This window comes from Streptomyces sp. NPDC058619 (assembly GCF_042717785.1).
GTDB lineage: Bacteria > Actinomycetota > Actinomycetes > Streptomycetales > Streptomycetaceae > Streptomyces.
In genome coordinates, this window is the sequence record NZ_JBHXQN010000022.1 from 86,109 (window position 1) to 101,044 (window position 14,936).

Sequence of the window (14,936 nt, forward strand, 5' to 3'; positions counted from 1 at the left end):
GGTTACACCGCCTCGCGCAGATCGAGACCGATGTCCAGGATCGGGGAGGAGTGGGTCAGCGCGCCCACCGCCAGGTAGTCCACGCCGGTCAGGGCGTAGTCGCGGGCGGAGTCCAGCGTCAGGCGGCCGGAGGACTCCAGCGTCGCGCGGCCGGCCACCAGGGCGACGGCCTCGGCGGTCTGCGTGACCGTGAAGTTGTCCAGCAGGATCAGGTCCGCCCCGGCCTCCAGGACCTCGCCGACCTGCTCCAGGGTGTCGACCTCGACCTCCACGGGCACGTCCGGGAAGGCCTCCCGCACGGCCGCGAAGGCCTGCGCGACGCCGCCCGCCGCGATCACGTGGTTGTCCTTGACCAGCGCCGCGTCCGAGAGGGACATGCGGTGGTTGACGCCGCCGCCGCAGCGCACCGCGTACTTCTCCAGCGCGCGCAGGCCCGGGGTGGTCTTGCGGGTGTCGCGGACCTTCGCCGTGGTGCCGTCCAGCACGTCCGCCCAGTGGCGGGTGGCCGTCGCGATGCCCGACAGGCGGCACAGGATGTTCAGCGCGCTGCGCTCCGCCGTCAGCAGGTCGCGGGTGCGGGCGCGGACCGAGAGCAGCAGCTGCCCCGCCTTGACGGCGTCGCCGTCCTCCGCGTGCCGCTCCACCTCGAAGGCCTCGGTGCAGACCACGGAGAACACGGCCTCGGCGATGCGCAGGCCGGCCACGACGCCGTCCTCGCGCGCCACGAAGTCCGCGACCGCCTCGGCCTCCTCGGGCACGGTCGCCACGGTGGTGACGTCCACCCCGCCGTCCAGGTCCTCGGAGAGCGCCATGTGCGCGATGTCCTCGACCTCGATCGGGTCCAGGCCGGCGTCCGCCAGCAGCTGCGCCAGCGCCGGGTCGAGGCCGGTCTCCTCGCCGTCACCGCAGCCGCAGTCGTCGCCGCAGCCGCCTTCGGTGCGGTCGATCAGGGGGAGTTCGTCGGGGGTGCTCACGGTCACTGCTCCAGGCTCTGGGTGGTGAGGGGGTGTCGTACGGACGGGAAGTCCGCGGAGTCGGTGGGGGTGACGACCAGGGCCCGCTTCTCGGTCGCGGAGAGCCGGACGACGAGGTGGCGGCGCCAGTCGGCGTCGTCCCGGTCGGGGTGGTCCTCGCGCCAGTGGCAGCCGCGGGTCTCCACCCGCTGCCGTGCGGCGGCGACCAGTACGCGGGCCACGCACAGCAGGTTCGTGGCCTCCCAGGTGTCCACGCCCGGTTCGGCGGTCTTGCCGTGCGCCTCCAGCTCGTTCAGGGCGGTCGCGTACAGCCCTTCGAGGGCCTCGGCCGCCGTCCGCAGCGAGCCGGCCGAGCGGAGCACGCCCGCGCCGTCCGTCATGATCCGCTGGACCTCGTACCGCGCCCCGGAGGGCTGGAGCGGTCCGGTCGCGGGGACCGGGACGCCGGGGCCGCTGCCGGCCGGCGGGGCGGCGACGATGTCGTCGGCGATCCGCTCGGCGAAGACCAGGCCCTCCAGCAGGGAGTTGGAGGCCAGCCGGTTGGCTCCGTGCACGCCGGTGCAGGCGACCTCGCCGCACGCGTACAGGCCGGGGACCGTGGTCCGCCCCTGGAGGTCGGTGCGGACGCCGCCGGACGCGTAGTGCGCCGCGGGCGCGACCGGGACCGGCTCGGTCACCGGGTCGATGCCGTGCGCGCGGCAGGCGGCCAGGATCGTCGGGAAGCGCTGCTCCCACATCTCGGCGCCGAAGTGCCGGGCGTCCAGGTACATGTGCTGGACGCCCTGCTCCTGCATGCGGCGCATGATGCCCTTGGCGACGATGTCGCGCGGGGCCAGCTCGGCCAGCTCGTGCTGCCCGGTCATGAAGCGCACGCCGTCCGCGTCGACGAGGTACGCGCCCTCGCCCCGGACCGCCTCCGACACCAGCGGCTGCTGCCCCTCGGCGTCCGCGCCGAGGAAGAGCACCGTCGGGTGGAACTGGACGAACTCCAGGTCCGAGACCTCCGCGCCGGCCCGCAGCGCGAGCGCCACCCCGTCGCCGGTGGACACCGACGGGTTGGTGGTGGCGGAGAAGACCTGCCCCATGCCGCCGGTCGCCAGGATCACGGCGGGAGCGTGGACGGCGCCCACCCCGTCGTGCTGGCCCTCGCCCATGACGTGCAGGGTGACGCCGGCCGTACGCCCCTGCGCGTCCTGCAGCAGGTCCAGTACGAGCGCGTTCTCGACCGTCTCGATGCCCGCGGCCTGCACCGCCCCGACCAGCGCCCGGGAGATCTCGGCGCCGGTGGCGTCGCCGCCCGCGTGCGCGATCCGGCGCCGGTGGTGGCCGCCCTCCCGGGTCAGCTCGATCTCGCCGGTCTCGGCGGAGGTGTCGAAGACGGCGCCCGCGGCCATCAGCCGCCGCACCGCGCCCGGACCCTCCGTGACGAGCAGCCGTACGGCCTCCTCGTCGCACAGGCCCGCGCCCGCGACCAGCGTGTCGTCCAGGTGCTGCTCGGGGGTGTCGCCCTCGCCGAGGGCCGCGGCGATGCCGCCCTGGGCCCAGCGGGTGGAGCCGTCGTCGAGACGGGCCTTGGTGACCACGACGGTACGGCGGCCCCCGGCCGCGCAGCGCAGCGCGGCCGTCAGGCCCGCGACGCCGGAGCCGACGACCACGACGTCCGCGTCGAGGGACCAGCCGGGGGCCGGGGCGTGCAGCCGTATGCCGGTACCGGCGCCGGTGCCTGCGGTGCCTCTGCCTGGGGTGCTCACGAGTGTGCTCCGAACTCCAATGGGATGTTGTCGATCAGCCGGGTCGTGCCGACCTTCGCGGCGACGGCCAGGACGGCCCGCCCGGTGAACCCGGGGGCGGCCTCGGTGAAGTCCAGGGGGTCCACCAGCGCCAGGTAGTCCAGTACGAGCGGTGGCTCGTGGCGGCCCGCCTCCTCCAGCACGTGGCGCGCGGCGGCCCGTACGGCGTCCGGCAGCCCGGCGCCCGCCGCCGACACGGCGTGCGCGTCCGCGGAGGCGCGGATCTCGCCGAGCCGGGCCAGGGCGGTGGCCCGCTCGTCGCTGGCCGGGGAGGCCTCGGCGCGGGCCCGCAGCGCCGCCTGCGCGGCGAGCCGGTCCCGCCCCGCGAACAGGGCGCGGGACAGGGCCAGCGCGGTGCGCCGCTCGGCGGGGGAGAGGTAGCGGTTGCGGGAGGACAGCGCGAGCCCGTCCTCCTCGCGGACGGTCGGTACCCCGACCACCTCCACCGGGAAGTTCAGGTCGGTCGCCATCCGCCGGATCAGCGCCAGCTGCTGCGCGTCCTTCTGGCCGAAGAGGGCCAGGTCGGGGCGGGTGAGGTGGAGCAGCTTGGCGACGACGGTCAGCATCCCGTCGAAGTGCCCGGGACGGGTGGCCCCTTCGAGGCGCCCGCCCATCGGCCCGGCGCTGACCCGCACCTGCGGGTCGCCGCCCGGGTACACCTCGTCGACGGCCGGGGCGAACACCGCGTCGGCGCCCGCCTCCCCGGCGATTGCGAGATCGGAGTCCAGGGTGCGCGGGTAGCGGTCGAGGTCCTCGCCCGCCCCGAACTGCAACGGGTTGACGAAGACGGTGACGACGACCTGGCCGTCCGGCCCGGCCTGCTCCCGCGCGGTGCGGATCAGGGTGGCGTGGCCCTCGTGCAGGGCGCCCATCGTCATCACCACGGCCCGGCGGCCGGTGCGCGGCAGCGCGTGGAGCTCCGCCGCGGTGTGCAGCAGCAGCCGGCTCATCCGTTGCCGTCCTCGTCCGCGAGCACCCCGAGGAGGTCCTCGGCGAGCTCGGGCTTGAGCAGACCGTGCGCGAGGGCCCGGTCGGCGGTGGTCCGGGCCATCGCCAGGTACCCGGCGACCGCGCCGGGCGCGTGCCGGCGCAGCTCCGAGACGTGCGCGGCGACCGTACCGGCGTCACCGCGGGCCACGGGGCCGGTCAGGGCGGCGTCGCCCGAGCGCAGGGCGTTGTCGAGGGCGGCGCCGAGCAGCGGGCCGAGCATCCGGTCGGGGCGCTCGACCCCGGCCTTGCGGAGCAGCTCCAGCGACTGGGCGACGAGGGTGACGAGGTGGTTCGCGCCGAGGGCCAGGGCCGCGTGGTAGAGCGGGCGGTTCTCCTCCGCGATCCACTCGGGCTCGCCGCCCATCTCGATGACCAGCGCCTCGGCGGCGAGCCGCAGCTCGTCGGGGGCGGTGATCCCGAAGGAACAGCCGGCGAGTCGCTGCACGTCCACCTCGGTGCCGGTGAAGGTCATCGCCGGGTGCAGGGCCAGCGGCAGCGCGCCCGCCCGGCGCGCCGGGTCGAGCACGGCGGTCCCGTACCGGCCGGACGTGTGGACGAGGAGCTGGCCGGGCCGGACCGCACCGGTCTCGGCGAGGCCCTCGACCAGCGACGGCAGCGCGTCGTCGGGGACGGTGAGGAGCACCAGGTCGGCCCGCTCCAGCACCTGTGCGGGCGGGACCAGCGGCACGTCGGGCAGGAGCCGCGCGGCGCGGCGCACGGACGCGTCGGAGACTCCGGACACGGCGACGGGCACGTGTCCGGCCTGCTGGAGCGCACGGGCCAGCGCGGGGCCGACCCGCCCGGCTCCGACGACGCCGACGGCCAGCCGGGCAGGGCGGGGCTGCTGTGATGGGTTCACGCGGGGAGGGCCTTCCGTTCCAGTCCGCGGGGGGTACCGGACGATACGCCGCCATGCTAGCCCCTGGCCCTTCTGGCCGGTCGGCGATGATCGGGAGCTATGAACGAGGACAGCGGCGAGCACGACGAGGACACCGCACGCACGAAGCGGCTGGTGGCGGCCTGGAAGGAGGCGGACCGGACCCTGTCCCGGAGCCTCCTGGAGCCGACGGTGGGGGAGCTGCTGGACCAGCTCCGGGAGGCCCCGTACGCCATGGACGAACCGGCCGACGTGTACGGCGACGGGGTGGTCGCCGCACTGGAGCGCAGGGTCGCGGAGCTGCTGGGCACCGAGGACGCGGCGTTCTTCCCGACCGGGACGATGGCGCAGCAGGTCGCCCTGCGCTGCTGGGCGGCGCGCACCGGCAACCCGGTGGTGGCCCTGCACCCGATGTCCCACCCGGAGCGGTGGGAGGGCGGCGCGCTGTCGGCGGTCTCCGGCCTGCGGGTGGCGCACCCGACGGTCGAGCCGCGCCAGCCGACGCCCGCCGAGGTCCGGGACCTCGCGGAGCCCTTCGGCACGCTGATGCTGGAGCTGCCGCTGCGGGACGCGGGCTTCCTGCTCCCCTCGTGGGAGGAACTGGAGGCGCTGGTCGACGCGGCCCGGGACCGGGACGCGGTCGTCCACTTCGACGGGGCCCGGCTCTGGGAGTCGACGGTGCACTTCGGCCGCCCGCTCGCGGAGATCGCGGCGCTGGCGGACTCGGTGTACGTGTCCTTCTACAAGTCGCTCGGCGGCCTCAGCGGCGCCTGCCTGGCGGGCCCGCGGTCCTTCGTGGAGGAGACCAGGGTCTGGCGCCACCGCTACGGCGGCCAGGTCTTCCGGCAGTTCCCGCAGGCGCTGTCGGCCCTGGCCGGCCTGGAGCGGGAGCTGCCGCTCCTTCCGGCGTACGTCGCGCAGGCGCGGATGGTGGCGCGGGCCCTGCGGGACGGCTTCGAGGCGGCCGGGACCCCCTGGTTCCGCGTCCACCCGGAGGCGCCGCACACCCACCAGTTCCAGGTGTGGCTCCCGTACGGGCCGGACCGGCTGACCGAGGCGGGCCTGCGGCTGGCGGAGGACACCGGCCGGGTCCTGTTCCGCCGCTGGTCCGCAGACGTGCCCCCGGGCCTGTCGGTGACGGAGCTGGAGGTGACGGAGCCGGGCCTGTCGTGGACGCCGCAGGAGGTCACGGAAGCGGTCGCCGACTTCACAGCACGCCTGTAGGCGCTGCCGGCCCCCGCACCCGCCCGCGGCCCGGCCCCCGCGCCTCGCCCGGGGTGCGGGGGTGCCATGTGGACGCCCCCGGAGCCACCCCCGCGACCGCCCCGCGCCCCGCCGTCGTGCACCCGGCGCGCGGGGTCCGACGCACCGAATTCCGCCAATGTCACCGGCCTGAAGCCGCCGCGGCGTTACCTTCCCTTCACAGGAATGACCGGCGACCGCGCCCGGAGGAGACACCATGACCGCTCAGCCCGTGTGGCAGAAGTCCTCGTTCTGTGACGAGGGGGACGCCTGCGTCTACGTCGCCGCGACCCCCGGTTCGCTCGTGCGCGTCGCCGACCGCGCCGATCCGGCGCACCTCGTGCTCGCCACCACCCAGGCCGCCTGGGCCGAGTTCCTCCGTGCCGTCAAAGAGTCCGGCTGACCGGCGGCGTCGGCGCGCCCGCCGCGCCGACGCCGCTCATCATCAGGGGTTTTTGTCCGATTAGCGCGTATCGTCGGCCCATGCCCACGCCCTACGGATCCCGCGGCGGCATGGCGTTCAGCCCTGCTGAGCTGCACGTGCTCAGGCGCTCGCTCGCCCACGCCCTCCAGTCCTCCTCGGCCCCCCTGTCGGCCGCGGAGGTCCAGGACTGCCTGCGCCTCGCGCGGGCGGTGGACGACGCGGTGGCGGAGTCGGCCCGGCTCAGAGCCTTCCTCCTGGAGGATCTCGGGCGCTACCGGGGCGCGCTCCCCGGCAGCCTCTCCGGGTACCTGGAGCTGCTGCAGGACGCCCTGGCCGCGGGATACGAGCCGGTGCCGGACGACCTCGCCGCCCTGCGCGCCCTGCGCGCCAACCCGCTCGCCGCCGCGCTGCTGGACCGGGCCCGGGCCGTCGCCGAGCGCTCCGTACGCAGACGGCTCTCGACCACCCCCGCGCCCCGCAGCCGGCTGCTGACCCTTGCCGGGGGACAGGGCGGCGGCCAGGGCGGGCGGCCGCCCGTTCCGGCGCCGCAGCCCAAGGATCGGCCGAAGCCGGAACGGCCCGTGCCCACGCCCGGCGAGGTGTTCCCGCCGCGCCGCAAGCCCACCCCGCCCCCTGCGGCGGGACGCGCCGCAGGGTAGCTACGCTGAGGGCATGGACTACGTTTCCGCGCTCGTGCCCCCCATCGTGATGGCCGCGTTCTTCATCGCTCTCGTCGTGACGATCGTGAAGACCCAGGGCGGCGCCAACAAGGCCAAGGAGGACGCGGCGGTCGACGCCGTGCTCGCCCGGGCCGAGGCCGCCCAGCAGCCCCGGAAGTAGCACCCCGAAGCGCCTTCGGGCACCCCAGGGCCCTCGGGCGCCACGGGCGTACGGCCGCCGCGGCCGTGCGCCCGATTTGCTGCGCGTTGCCGACGGAATGGTCGGGCAATTCACCGCAATCCGCACTATCGTGCTGGTGTGCCTCGCCCCTTGGGAGATCTCGAAGACGCCGTCATGACGCGGGTGTGGCAGTGGAACCGCCCCGTCACCGTTCGGGAAGTGCTGGAAGACCTCCAGAAGGAACGGTCCATCGCTTACACCACGGTCATGACCGTTATGGACAATCTTCATCAGAAGGGCTGGGTCCGCCGTGAGGCGGAAGGGCGCGCCTATCGATATACGGCGGTCTCCACCCGCGCCGCCTACTCGGCCGCGCTGATGAACGAAGCCTGGTCGACGAGCGACAACCCCGCGGCAGCCCTCGTCGCCTTCTTCGGCATGATGTCGGCGGAACAGCGCGAGGCACTCCGGGACGCGGTAAGGATCGTCCAGCACGACGACGAGGCCGCCGATGCCGTCACGGCCGCCGCGGAAGCCGCGGAAGTCGAGGCCGCCGCCCCCGCCGCGCGGGAAGCCGCGCGGGAAGCCGCGCGGGAAGCCGCGCGGGAAGGGGAAGACGGCTCCGCCGAGCACCCCGCCGGTCCGGGGCGATAGCGTCCGGGCCCATGGGAGAGTTTTCCGCTGCACACGCAGAAACAGTGACGATCCGCCGTGCCCGCACCCGCGATGTTCCCGCGCTGCGCCGCCTGCTCGACCAGTACGTGCAGCAGCGGATCCTGCTCGACAAAGCGCCCGTCGTCCTTTATGAGGACATCCAGGAGTTCTGGGTCGCGGAACGCGACTCGGACCACGAGGTGGTCGGCTGCGGGGCTCTCCACGTGATGTGGGAAGACCTCGCCGAAGTGCGCACTCTCGCCGTGGACCGCGAGTTGAAGGGCGGCGGCGTCGGCCACCGGGTGCTGTCGCAGTTGTTGGAGACCGCCCGCGCGCTCGGGGTCAGCCGGGTTTTCTGCCTGACCTTCGAAGTGGACTTCTTCGCGAAGCACGGGTTCACCGAGATCGGCGAGACGCCGGTGGAGACCGATGTCTACATGGAGCTCCTGCGTTCCTATGACGAGGGCGTCGCGGAGTTCCTCGGTCTCGAACGGGTGAAGCCGAACACCTTGGGCAACAGTCGCATGCTTCTGCACCTCTGATCGATCCCATCGGCTTTTCCGGTGTCCCGCGCACCCGCGGCCTATGTCCGAATCGCGCACGTTTCCCGCCCTGTTGCGGTCTCGAACCTCTCCCCGGGGGTTTGTGTTTTCCCCGCAAAAGCGGTTTCCTTTCCGCGTACTGCTTTTCGATGAAAGGAAATCCCGGTGGCACAGAAGGTTCAGGTCCTTCTTGTCGACGACCTCGACGGTGGCGAGGCGGACGAGACGGTGACGTTCGCTCTGGACGGCAAGACCTACGAGATCGACCTCACCACCGCCAACGCTGAAAAGCTCCGCGGTCTGCTCGACCCGTACACCAAGGGCGGACGCCGCACCGGTGGCCGTGCCAGCGCCACCCGCACCAAGGGCCGCGCCTCCGCGACGACCGGTAACCCGGACACCGCCGAGATCCGCGCGTGGGCCAAGGAGAACGGTTACAACGTGAATGACCGCGGCCGCGTCCCGGCCGAGATCCGCGAGGCCTACGAGAAGGCCAAGGGCTGACGGGTCCGGTGCGTACGCCGCAATCGCGCCCGGTGGCATTCCGTCGCCGCCGCCGCGACCAGGCGTACGAGATCGGGCCCGCCCGCGGGGCCGGCGCCCTTCCCGGGAGCGGGGAGGGACGGCAGCAGTGCCTCACACCCCTTCTCGGGGGGCCGCAGCCACACGGCGGCCTCCCGGGGGCCCTCTCCGGAGGGAGCTCCGGGCGGCTTCGGAGCAGTGATCCGGCCACCCTCACCCAGGGCGGCGAGATCCAGGGCCACCCCGCCCCACTCCAGCCAGTCGAGCAGCCCGTCCAGTTCGTCGGCGCTCCCGGCGGCCACCAGGAACCGCATCCGGCGTCCCATCAGGGCCACCGGTCCGGTGGCGACCGGCCTGCGCAGCAGGGCGGCCCCCGCGTCGGACGGCAGCTCCAGCACGTCGAACCGGGTTCCGGTGACGAGTTGGGCCGGCGGTCCGCCGGCGACGGTCCAGCCGAGCACCCGCTCGTACCAGGAGGCGTACGCGTCCTCCCCGGGCGGTACGCGGGGCGACGGGACGGTGACGCTGCTGACGGCCATGCCCGGAGCAACTCCCGAATGCCCCGGGGGTTACGGGCGGTGTGACGCACCGCATGCGACTCAATGCGGAACGTAAAGATCCGCAGCGGTGGGGTCCCACATTCGGGACGCAACCGTGTTCGCCCTTAGCGGAGTGAACCGGGGTCACCGGCATGGAGTGTCAGTCCCGACGGGTAAGACATTCCTAGTGGATCGGGGCGACACGCTGATTTGAGCGGCTCCCGTTCGCCATCGGCGTACACGCGTGACGGGTATCTGCCTGGCCTGCGGGAACATCGTCTCCCACTATCGGGTTGGAGCAGTTGTCGGCTGTTCAGGCCGGTTTTCCTCACCGACGTGGGGGTGAGCCGCGGACGGATGTCGGCAGTTGGAATGAGCTGTCCCGCCCCGCGGGACTAGCATGCGGAAGGACAGGGCGGGGACCGACCCCGAACTGCCCGACCGCTCTGAGGAGCGATAAACGATGTTCGAGAGGTTCACCGACCGCGCGCGGCGGGTTGTCGTCCTGGCTCAGGAAGAAGCCCGGATGCTCAACCACAACTACATCGGCACCGAGCACATCCTCCTGGGCTTGATCCACGAGGGTGAGGGTGTCGCCGCTAAGGCCCTGGAGAGCCTCGGGATTTCGCTCGAGGCTGTTCGCCAGCAGGTTGAGGAGATCATCGGACAGGGGCAGCAGGCCCCTTCCGGCCACATCCCCTTCACCCCGCGGGCGAAGAAGGTCCTGGAGCTGTCGCTCCGAGAGGCCCTCCAGCTCGGCCACAACTACATCGGCACCGAGCACATCCTGCTCGGCCTGATCCGCGAGGGCGAGGGCGTCGCCGCCCAGGTCCTCGTGAAACTGGGCGCCGATCTCAACCGGGTCCGGCAGCAGGTCATCCAGCTGCTCTCCGGCTACACCGGGGGCGGCAAGGAGTCGGCAACGGCCGGCGGCCCGGCCGAGGGCACGCCCTCGACCTCGCTCGTCCTGGACCAGTTCGGCCGCAACCTCACGCAGGCCGCCCGCGAATCCAAGCTCGACCCGGTCATCGGGCGCGAGAAGGAGATCGAGCGGGTCATGCAGGTCCTGTCCCGCCGGACCAAGAACAACCCGGTCCTCATCGGCGAGCCCGGTGTCGGCAAGACCGCCGTCGTCGAGGGCCTGGCGCAGGCGATCGTCAAGGGCGAGGTCCCCGAGACCCTCAAGGACAAGCACCTCTACACGCTTGACCTCGGTGCCCTCGTCGCCGGTTCCCGCTACCGCGGTGACTTCGAGGAGCGCCTGAAGAAGGTGCTCAAGGAGATCCGCACCCGCGGCGACATCATCCTGTTCATCGACGAGCTCCACACCCTCGTGGGTGCGGGCGCCGCCGAGGGCGCGATCGACGCCGCGAGCATCCTCAAGCCCATGCTGGCCCGTGGTGAGCTTCAGACCATCGGCGCCACGACGCTGGACGAGTACCGCAAGCACCTCGAGAAGGACGCGGCCCTCGAGCGCCGCTTCCAGCCGATCCAGGTGGCGGAGCCTTCCCTCCCCCACACGATCGAGATCCTCAAGGGCCTGCGGGACCGCTACGAGGCCCACCACCGCGTCTCCATCACGGACGAGGCCCTCGTCCAGGCGGCGACGCTGGCGGACCGGTACATCTCGGACCGCTTCCTCCCGGACAAGGCGATCGACCTGATCGACGAGGCCGGCTCCCGGATGCGCATCCGCCGGATGACCGCGCCGCCGGACCTCCGCGAGTTCGACGAGAAGATCGCGGGCGTGCGCCGCGACAAGGAGTCGGCCATCGACTCCCAGGACTTCGAGAAGGCGGCGTCTCTCCGCGACAAGGAGAAGCAGCTGCTGGCGGGGAAGGCCAAGCGCGAGAAGGAATGGAAGGCCGGCGACATGGACGTCGTCGCCGAGGTCGACGGCGAGCTCATCGCCGAAGTCCTCGCGACCGCGACCGGCATTCCCGTCTTCAAGCTCACCGAGGAGGAGTCCTCGCGACTGCTCCGCATGGAAGACGAGCTGCACCGTCGGGTCATCGGCCAGAAGGACGCCATCAAGGCGCTCTCCCAGGCGATCCGCCGTACCCGTGCGGGTCTGAAGGACCCGAAGCGCCCGGGTGGCTCGTTCATCTTCGCCGGTCCGTCCGGTGTCGGTAAGACCGAGCTGTCGAAGACGCTCGCCGAATTCCTCTTCGGCGACGAGGACGCGCTGATCTCCCTCGACATGTCGGAGTTCAGCGAGAAGCACACGGTTTCCCGTCTCTTCGGTTCGCCCCCCGGCTACGTGGGCTACGAAGAGGGCGGCCAGCTCACCGAGAAGGTGCGCCGCAAGCCGTTCTCCGTCGTCCTCTTCGACGAGGTCGAGAAGGCCCACCCGGATATCTTCAATTCCCTTCTCCAGATCCTGGAGGACGGTCGCCTGACCGACTCCCAGGGCCGGGTCGTGGACTTCAAGAACACGGTCATCATCATGACGACCAACCTGGGTACGCGGGACATCTCGAAGGGGTTCAACCTGGGCTTCGCGGCCCAGGGCGACACCAAGACGGGATACGAGCGGATGAAGGCGAAGGTCAACGAAGAGCTCAAGCAGCACTTCCGGCCCGAGTTCCTCAACCGTGTCGACGACACGGTCGTCTTCCACCAACTCACCGAGGAAGACATCATCCAGATCGTCGACCTCATGATCGCCAAGGTCGACGAGCGCCTGAAGGACCGCGACATGGGCATCGAGCTGAGCGGTGACGCGAAGCTCCTGCTCGCCAAGCGCGGCTACGACCCGATCATGGGCGCCCGCCCGCTGCGCCGGACCATCCAGCGCGAGATCGAGGACCTGCTCTCGGAGAAGATCCTCTTCGGCGAGCTGCGTCCCGGTCAGATCGTGGTCGTCGGCAAGGAGGGTGAGGGCGAGGACGCCAAGTTCACCTTCCGCGGCGAGGAGAAGACGGCTCTGCCGGACCTCCCCCCGATCGAGGCCACGGGCTCCGGCCCGGACCTGTCGAAGGGCGCGTGACCGCCGCCGCGTAGCGGCAGCGGTACGGACGAAGGGGCGGCCCCGGAACCATTTCGGTTCCGGGGCCGCCCCTTTCGCGCGCGCGGGCCCCTGTGGCCGCCCGGACGGCGGCGCCCATCCCGTACGTCTCGTACGGGATGGGCGGCTCCCGGGGCGGTGTGCGGGCCGGCGGTGGCGCTCGGCGGTGGGTCCGCGCCCGGGGAGGCGGCTGCACGGCGTCCCTGCGCTCCGCCGACGGGCGCGGCCGGGCAGCGCGAAGCGGCGGCCGAAGGTCCCGGACCGGGCCGCCGAAGGGCCTCGGCCGGTGACAAGCCGCACAAGACAAATCGGACGTACTAGGCGGATTCGTAGATCCAAAAGGTCCCAAAACGGAACCTCCACCCCAGCAGGGGGCGGTCAACAGGTCCGAGAGCGCCCGGCCCGGCTACGACCCCGGGTAGTAACGGGCACGTTTGGGGAACGGCGGGAGCGCGGGTTACCAAGGTTGAGCCAGCCCGGCACGTGCTGAATCGTGCCGGGTCACTTCATGCCCGAAGAGGGCGTGACTCGTCCTGTCCCCGGCCTCGGAGGTCTATTTCATGTTCGCGAAGCGCGTCACTACCCGTCGTACCCGCATTGCCGTCGGCGTAACCACCTTCGGTGCGGTGCTGGCCCTCGGGGCCGGGACGTCCGCCGCGTTCGCCGACACGACGCAGACCGCCCTGACGGGCACCGCCCAGCTGGTCGCCGAGCAGGCCTCCGCCCAGGCCGCCGCCGCCAAGGGTGCGGCTGCCAAGGGTGCGGCTGCCAAGGGTGCGAAGACCGGCCTGTGGGACAAGCCGGTCGAGAAGTACACGCTGTCCGCGACCTTCGGCAAGGGCGGCACCATGTGGTCGCACAAGCACTCCGGTCAGGACTTCGCCGTCCCCGTCGGCACCCCGGTCAAGGCCGCGGGCGCCGGAACCGTCGTCAAGGCCGGCCCCAACGGCGGCGGCGACGGCCCCGCCTACGGCAACGCCATCGTGATCAAGCACGCGAACAACACGTACTCCCAGTACGCGCACCTCTCGCGCATCCAGGTCAAGATCGGTCAGAAGGTCTCCACGGACCAGCGGATCGCCCTGTCCGGCAACACCGGAAACTCCAGCGGCCCGCACCTGCACTTCGAGATCCGCACCACCCCGAACTACGGCTCGGCCATCAACCCGGTCGCCTTCCTGCGCAACGCCGGCGTCCACCTCTAAGCAGCGGGACGCACGCGCCGGCCGGCCCGGATCAGAGCAGGATCCACGCGCCGCTCGGCTTGACCGACGACGCCAGCTTGCCCTGGCGGACGGCGGCGGCCTGCTCGGCCGACAGGGCCACGCCGAAGGTGCGCACGCTGTCCATGGCGCCGTTCCAGGCGCCGGTCCAGCTGCCCTCGTGGCGGGAACGGCCGAGCTGGAGCGGGCCGGGGGCGCTGTAGACGTCCGCCACCCGCGCTTCCGAGGCCTTCTTGCCGTTCACGTACAGGGTGATCGTCTTCTTGCCGGCGTCGTAGGTCCCGGTCAGGGAGGTCATGGTCTTCGTCATCTTCAGACCCTCCGCGGCAACGGTCTTCGCCGTGGAGTCATCTCCCTTTCCGCCCGTCTGGACCCGGAAGATCCACGCGGGCTTGCCGTTCACCTCGTCCGAACCCAGCTCGAAGCCGAAGGTCCTGTCGTTGCCCTGGCTGACGGCCATCTGACGCCCCTTCGCCGAGTTGTTCCAGACGCGGGCGGAGACGGTGAAGCTCTTGGACGTGTCGACGACGCGCTTCTCGGTCTCGGCGTACGACTTCTCGTTGCCCTTGGTGCGCAGCTCGTAGCGCTTGTCGACCGGGAAGACGCCCGCATCGGCACTCATCTTCAGGTGGGCCCTGCCGGTGTGGTCCCGGATCAAGGTCGGGTCGCCGTCGACGGTGGGGCTCTTGCCGGCCGGGGCCTTGCTCGTGGAGGCGTCCGGTTCGGGAGACGCCGACCCGGTCGCCGTCGGGGCGGCGTCGTCCGCGACATCCTCGCCCTTGTCGTTCCCGCCCAGCAGCAGGAACGTTCCGCCACCGGCGAGCAGGGCCAGTACGGCCACGAGTCCGCCGATCGTCCACAGCCGCCTCCGGCGCCGCTCGGCCGCCGAGCGGTCGGCGAGCGCTTCCCAGTCCGGCTGGCCCGACTGCTGCTGCTGCTGCGCGAACGGCGCCGGCTGCTGCGCACCGGCCGGCGGCCACGCCCCGCCCTGGTCGGCCGGGGCGTCCGGGGCGCCCGGGAACTGCTGGTAGGTGCCCGGCCGGTACGGTCCCGGCAGGTCCTGCTGGTACGGGTTCGGCTGCCCCTGCCCCTGCCCCTGGTCCGCCGGGTAGCCGTAGCCGCCCCCGGGCGGCGGCGCCGGGTAGCCGTAGCCTCCGCCCGGCGCGGGCTGCGGGCCCTGGTCGGCCGGGTAGCCGTAACCGCCGGACGCGGGCGGTCCCGGCGGGAACCCGTAGCCGCCGCTCCCCGGGGCGGGCTGCTCGGGCTGCGGGCTGCGGGGGGGATTCGTACCGTCGGTCATGCCACGGATGCT

The 14,936-nt window shown here is 72.3% G+C and carries 15 protein-coding genes; 9 read left to right on the plus strand and 6 right to left on the minus strand.

The features are described 5' to 3' along the window. Positions 1–2 precede the first annotated feature (2 nt). Genes nadC through ACFWTC_RS22145 form a run of 4 tightly spaced genes read right to left on the minus strand, consistent with a single transcriptional unit; the run spans position 3 to position 4,613 of the window. Positions 3–980, minus strand: a complete 978-nt coding sequence (gene nadC, locus ACFWTC_RS22130) for a carboxylating nicotinate-nucleotide diphosphorylase (protein ID WP_383932066.1) — start codon at positions 978–980, stop codon at positions 3–5. After that, positions 977–2,725 (minus strand): L-aspartate oxidase, encoded by a 1,749-nt coding sequence (locus tag ACFWTC_RS22135; RefSeq protein WP_383932064.1) that lies wholly within the window; start codon positions 2,723–2,725, stop codon positions 977–979. The genes nadC and ACFWTC_RS22135 overlap by 4 nt, the downstream gene beginning before the upstream one ends. Continuing rightward, the gene (gene panC / locus ACFWTC_RS22140) at positions 2,722–3,714 is read right to left on the minus strand and encodes a pantoate--beta-alanine ligase (RefSeq protein WP_383932062.1); all 993 of its coding nucleotides are present in this window, start codon (positions 3,712–3,714) and stop codon (positions 2,722–2,724) included. The genes ACFWTC_RS22135 and panC overlap by 4 nt, the downstream gene beginning before the upstream one ends. Further along, on the minus strand, positions 3,711–4,613 hold the full coding sequence (locus tag ACFWTC_RS22145; RefSeq protein ID WP_383932060.1) for a Rossmann-like and DUF2520 domain-containing protein: 903 nt from the start codon (positions 4,611–4,613) through the stop codon (positions 3,711–3,713). Before ACFWTC_RS22145 ends, panC begins: the two co-directional genes overlap by 4 nt. 99 nt (positions 4,614–4,712) lie before the next feature. On the opposite strand from ACFWTC_RS22145, the gene ACFWTC_RS22150 reads away from it, so the two are divergent. The 7 genes from ACFWTC_RS22150 to ACFWTC_RS22180 all read left to right on the plus strand — a co-directional run bounded on the left by ACFWTC_RS22150 (position 4,713) and on the right by ACFWTC_RS22180 (position 8,837). Next, positions 4,713–5,855 carry a threonine aldolase family protein gene (locus ACFWTC_RS22150; RefSeq protein ID WP_383932059.1) on the plus strand — a complete coding sequence of 381 codons (1,143 nt, stop codon included), beginning with the start codon at positions 4,713–4,715 and terminating at the stop codon, positions 5,853–5,855. Positions 5,856–6,090: 235 nt separating this feature from the next. Next, positions 6,091–6,276, plus strand: coding sequence for a DUF397 domain-containing protein (locus ACFWTC_RS22155; RefSeq protein ID WP_383932057.1), 186 nt, complete (start codon positions 6,091–6,093; stop codon positions 6,274–6,276). Between the two features lie 80 nt (positions 6,277–6,356). Further along, the gene (locus tag ACFWTC_RS22160; RefSeq protein ID WP_384028192.1) at positions 6,357–6,956 is read left to right on the plus strand and encodes a hypothetical protein; all 600 of its coding nucleotides are present in this window, start codon (positions 6,357–6,359) and stop codon (positions 6,954–6,956) included. Between the two features lie 13 nt (positions 6,957–6,969). Next, positions 6,970–7,137 carry a hypothetical protein gene (locus ACFWTC_RS22165; protein WP_267723044.1) on the plus strand — a complete coding sequence of 56 codons (168 nt, stop codon included), beginning with the start codon at positions 6,970–6,972 and terminating at the stop codon, positions 7,135–7,137. A 138-nt stretch (positions 7,138–7,275) separates the two neighbouring features. Next, positions 7,276–7,791 carry a BlaI/MecI/CopY family transcriptional regulator gene (locus tag ACFWTC_RS22170; RefSeq protein WP_384028191.1) on the plus strand — a complete coding sequence of 172 codons (516 nt, stop codon included), beginning with the start codon at positions 7,276–7,278 and terminating at the stop codon, positions 7,789–7,791. Between the two features lie 11 nt (positions 7,792–7,802). Next, on the plus strand, positions 7,803–8,333 hold the full coding sequence (locus ACFWTC_RS22175) for an amino-acid N-acetyltransferase (RefSeq protein WP_383932051.1): 531 nt from the start codon (positions 7,803–7,805) through the stop codon (positions 8,331–8,333). Between the two features lie 165 nt (positions 8,334–8,498). Further along, positions 8,499–8,837 (plus strand): Lsr2 family protein, encoded by a 339-nt coding sequence (locus tag ACFWTC_RS22180; protein WP_383932049.1) that lies wholly within the window; start codon positions 8,499–8,501, stop codon positions 8,835–8,837. On the opposite strand, the gene ACFWTC_RS22185 is transcribed toward ACFWTC_RS22180, so the two are convergent. Then, positions 8,816–9,394, minus strand: a complete 579-nt coding sequence (locus ACFWTC_RS22185; protein ID WP_383932047.1) for an SCO3374 family protein — start codon at positions 9,392–9,394, stop codon at positions 8,816–8,818. The two genes, ACFWTC_RS22180 and ACFWTC_RS22185, sit on opposite strands and share 22 nt — an antisense overlap. A gap of 463 nt (positions 9,395–9,857) precedes the next feature. Between ACFWTC_RS22185 and ACFWTC_RS22190 the strand changes: the two genes are divergently transcribed. After that, a complete protein-coding gene (locus ACFWTC_RS22190) occupies positions 9,858–12,383 on the plus strand; it encodes an ATP-dependent Clp protease ATP-binding subunit (protein ID WP_383932045.1) in 2,526 nt (841 codons plus the stop codon). A gap of 578 nt (positions 12,384–12,961) precedes the next feature. Then, the gene (locus tag ACFWTC_RS22195) at positions 12,962–13,606 is read left to right on the plus strand and encodes a M23 family metallopeptidase (RefSeq protein WP_383929637.1); all 645 of its coding nucleotides are present in this window, start codon (positions 12,962–12,964) and stop codon (positions 13,604–13,606) included. A gap of 31 nt (positions 13,607–13,637) precedes the next feature. Here ACFWTC_RS22195 and ACFWTC_RS22200 read toward each other — a convergent pair whose 3' ends face one another. Then, a complete protein-coding gene (locus tag ACFWTC_RS22200) occupies positions 13,638–14,924 on the minus strand; it encodes a LamG domain-containing protein (protein ID WP_384028190.1) in 1,287 nt (428 codons plus the stop codon). Positions 14,925–14,936: the final 12 nt, after the last annotated feature.

Bases quoted from the DNA above. Each gene is read 5' to 3' on its own strand.
- panC (WP_383932062.1), bottom strand. From the start codon at position 3,714: ATGAGCCGGCTGCTGCTGCACACCGCGGCGGAGCTCCACGCGCTGCCG.
- ACFWTC_RS22150 (WP_383932059.1), top strand. From the start codon at position 4,713: ATGAACGAGGACAGCGGCGAGCACGACGAGGACACCGCACGCACGAAG.
- ACFWTC_RS22155 (WP_383932057.1), top strand. From the start codon at position 6,091: ATGACCGCTCAGCCCGTGTGGCAGAAGTCCTCGTTCTGTGACGAGGGG.
- ACFWTC_RS22160 (WP_384028192.1), top strand. From the start codon at position 6,357: ATGCCCACGCCCTACGGATCCCGCGGCGGCATGGCGTTCAGCCCTGCT.
- ACFWTC_RS22165 (WP_267723044.1), top strand. From the start codon at position 6,970: ATGGACTACGTTTCCGCGCTCGTGCCCCCCATCGTGATGGCCGCGTTC.
- ACFWTC_RS22175 (WP_383932051.1), top strand. From the start codon at position 7,803: ATGGGAGAGTTTTCCGCTGCACACGCAGAAACAGTGACGATCCGCCGT.
- ACFWTC_RS22185 (WP_383932047.1), bottom strand. From the start codon at position 9,394: ATGGCCGTCAGCAGCGTCACCGTCCCGTCGCCCCGCGTACCGCCCGGG.
- ACFWTC_RS22190 (WP_383932045.1), top strand. From the start codon at position 9,858: ATGTTCGAGAGGTTCACCGACCGCGCGCGGCGGGTTGTCGTCCTGGCT.
- ACFWTC_RS22195 (WP_383929637.1), top strand. From the start codon at position 12,962: ATGTTCGCGAAGCGCGTCACTACCCGTCGTACCCGCATTGCCGTCGGC.
- ACFWTC_RS22200 (WP_384028190.1), bottom strand. From the start codon at position 14,924: ATGACCGACGGTACGAATCCCCCCCGCAGCCCGCAGCCCGAGCAGCCC.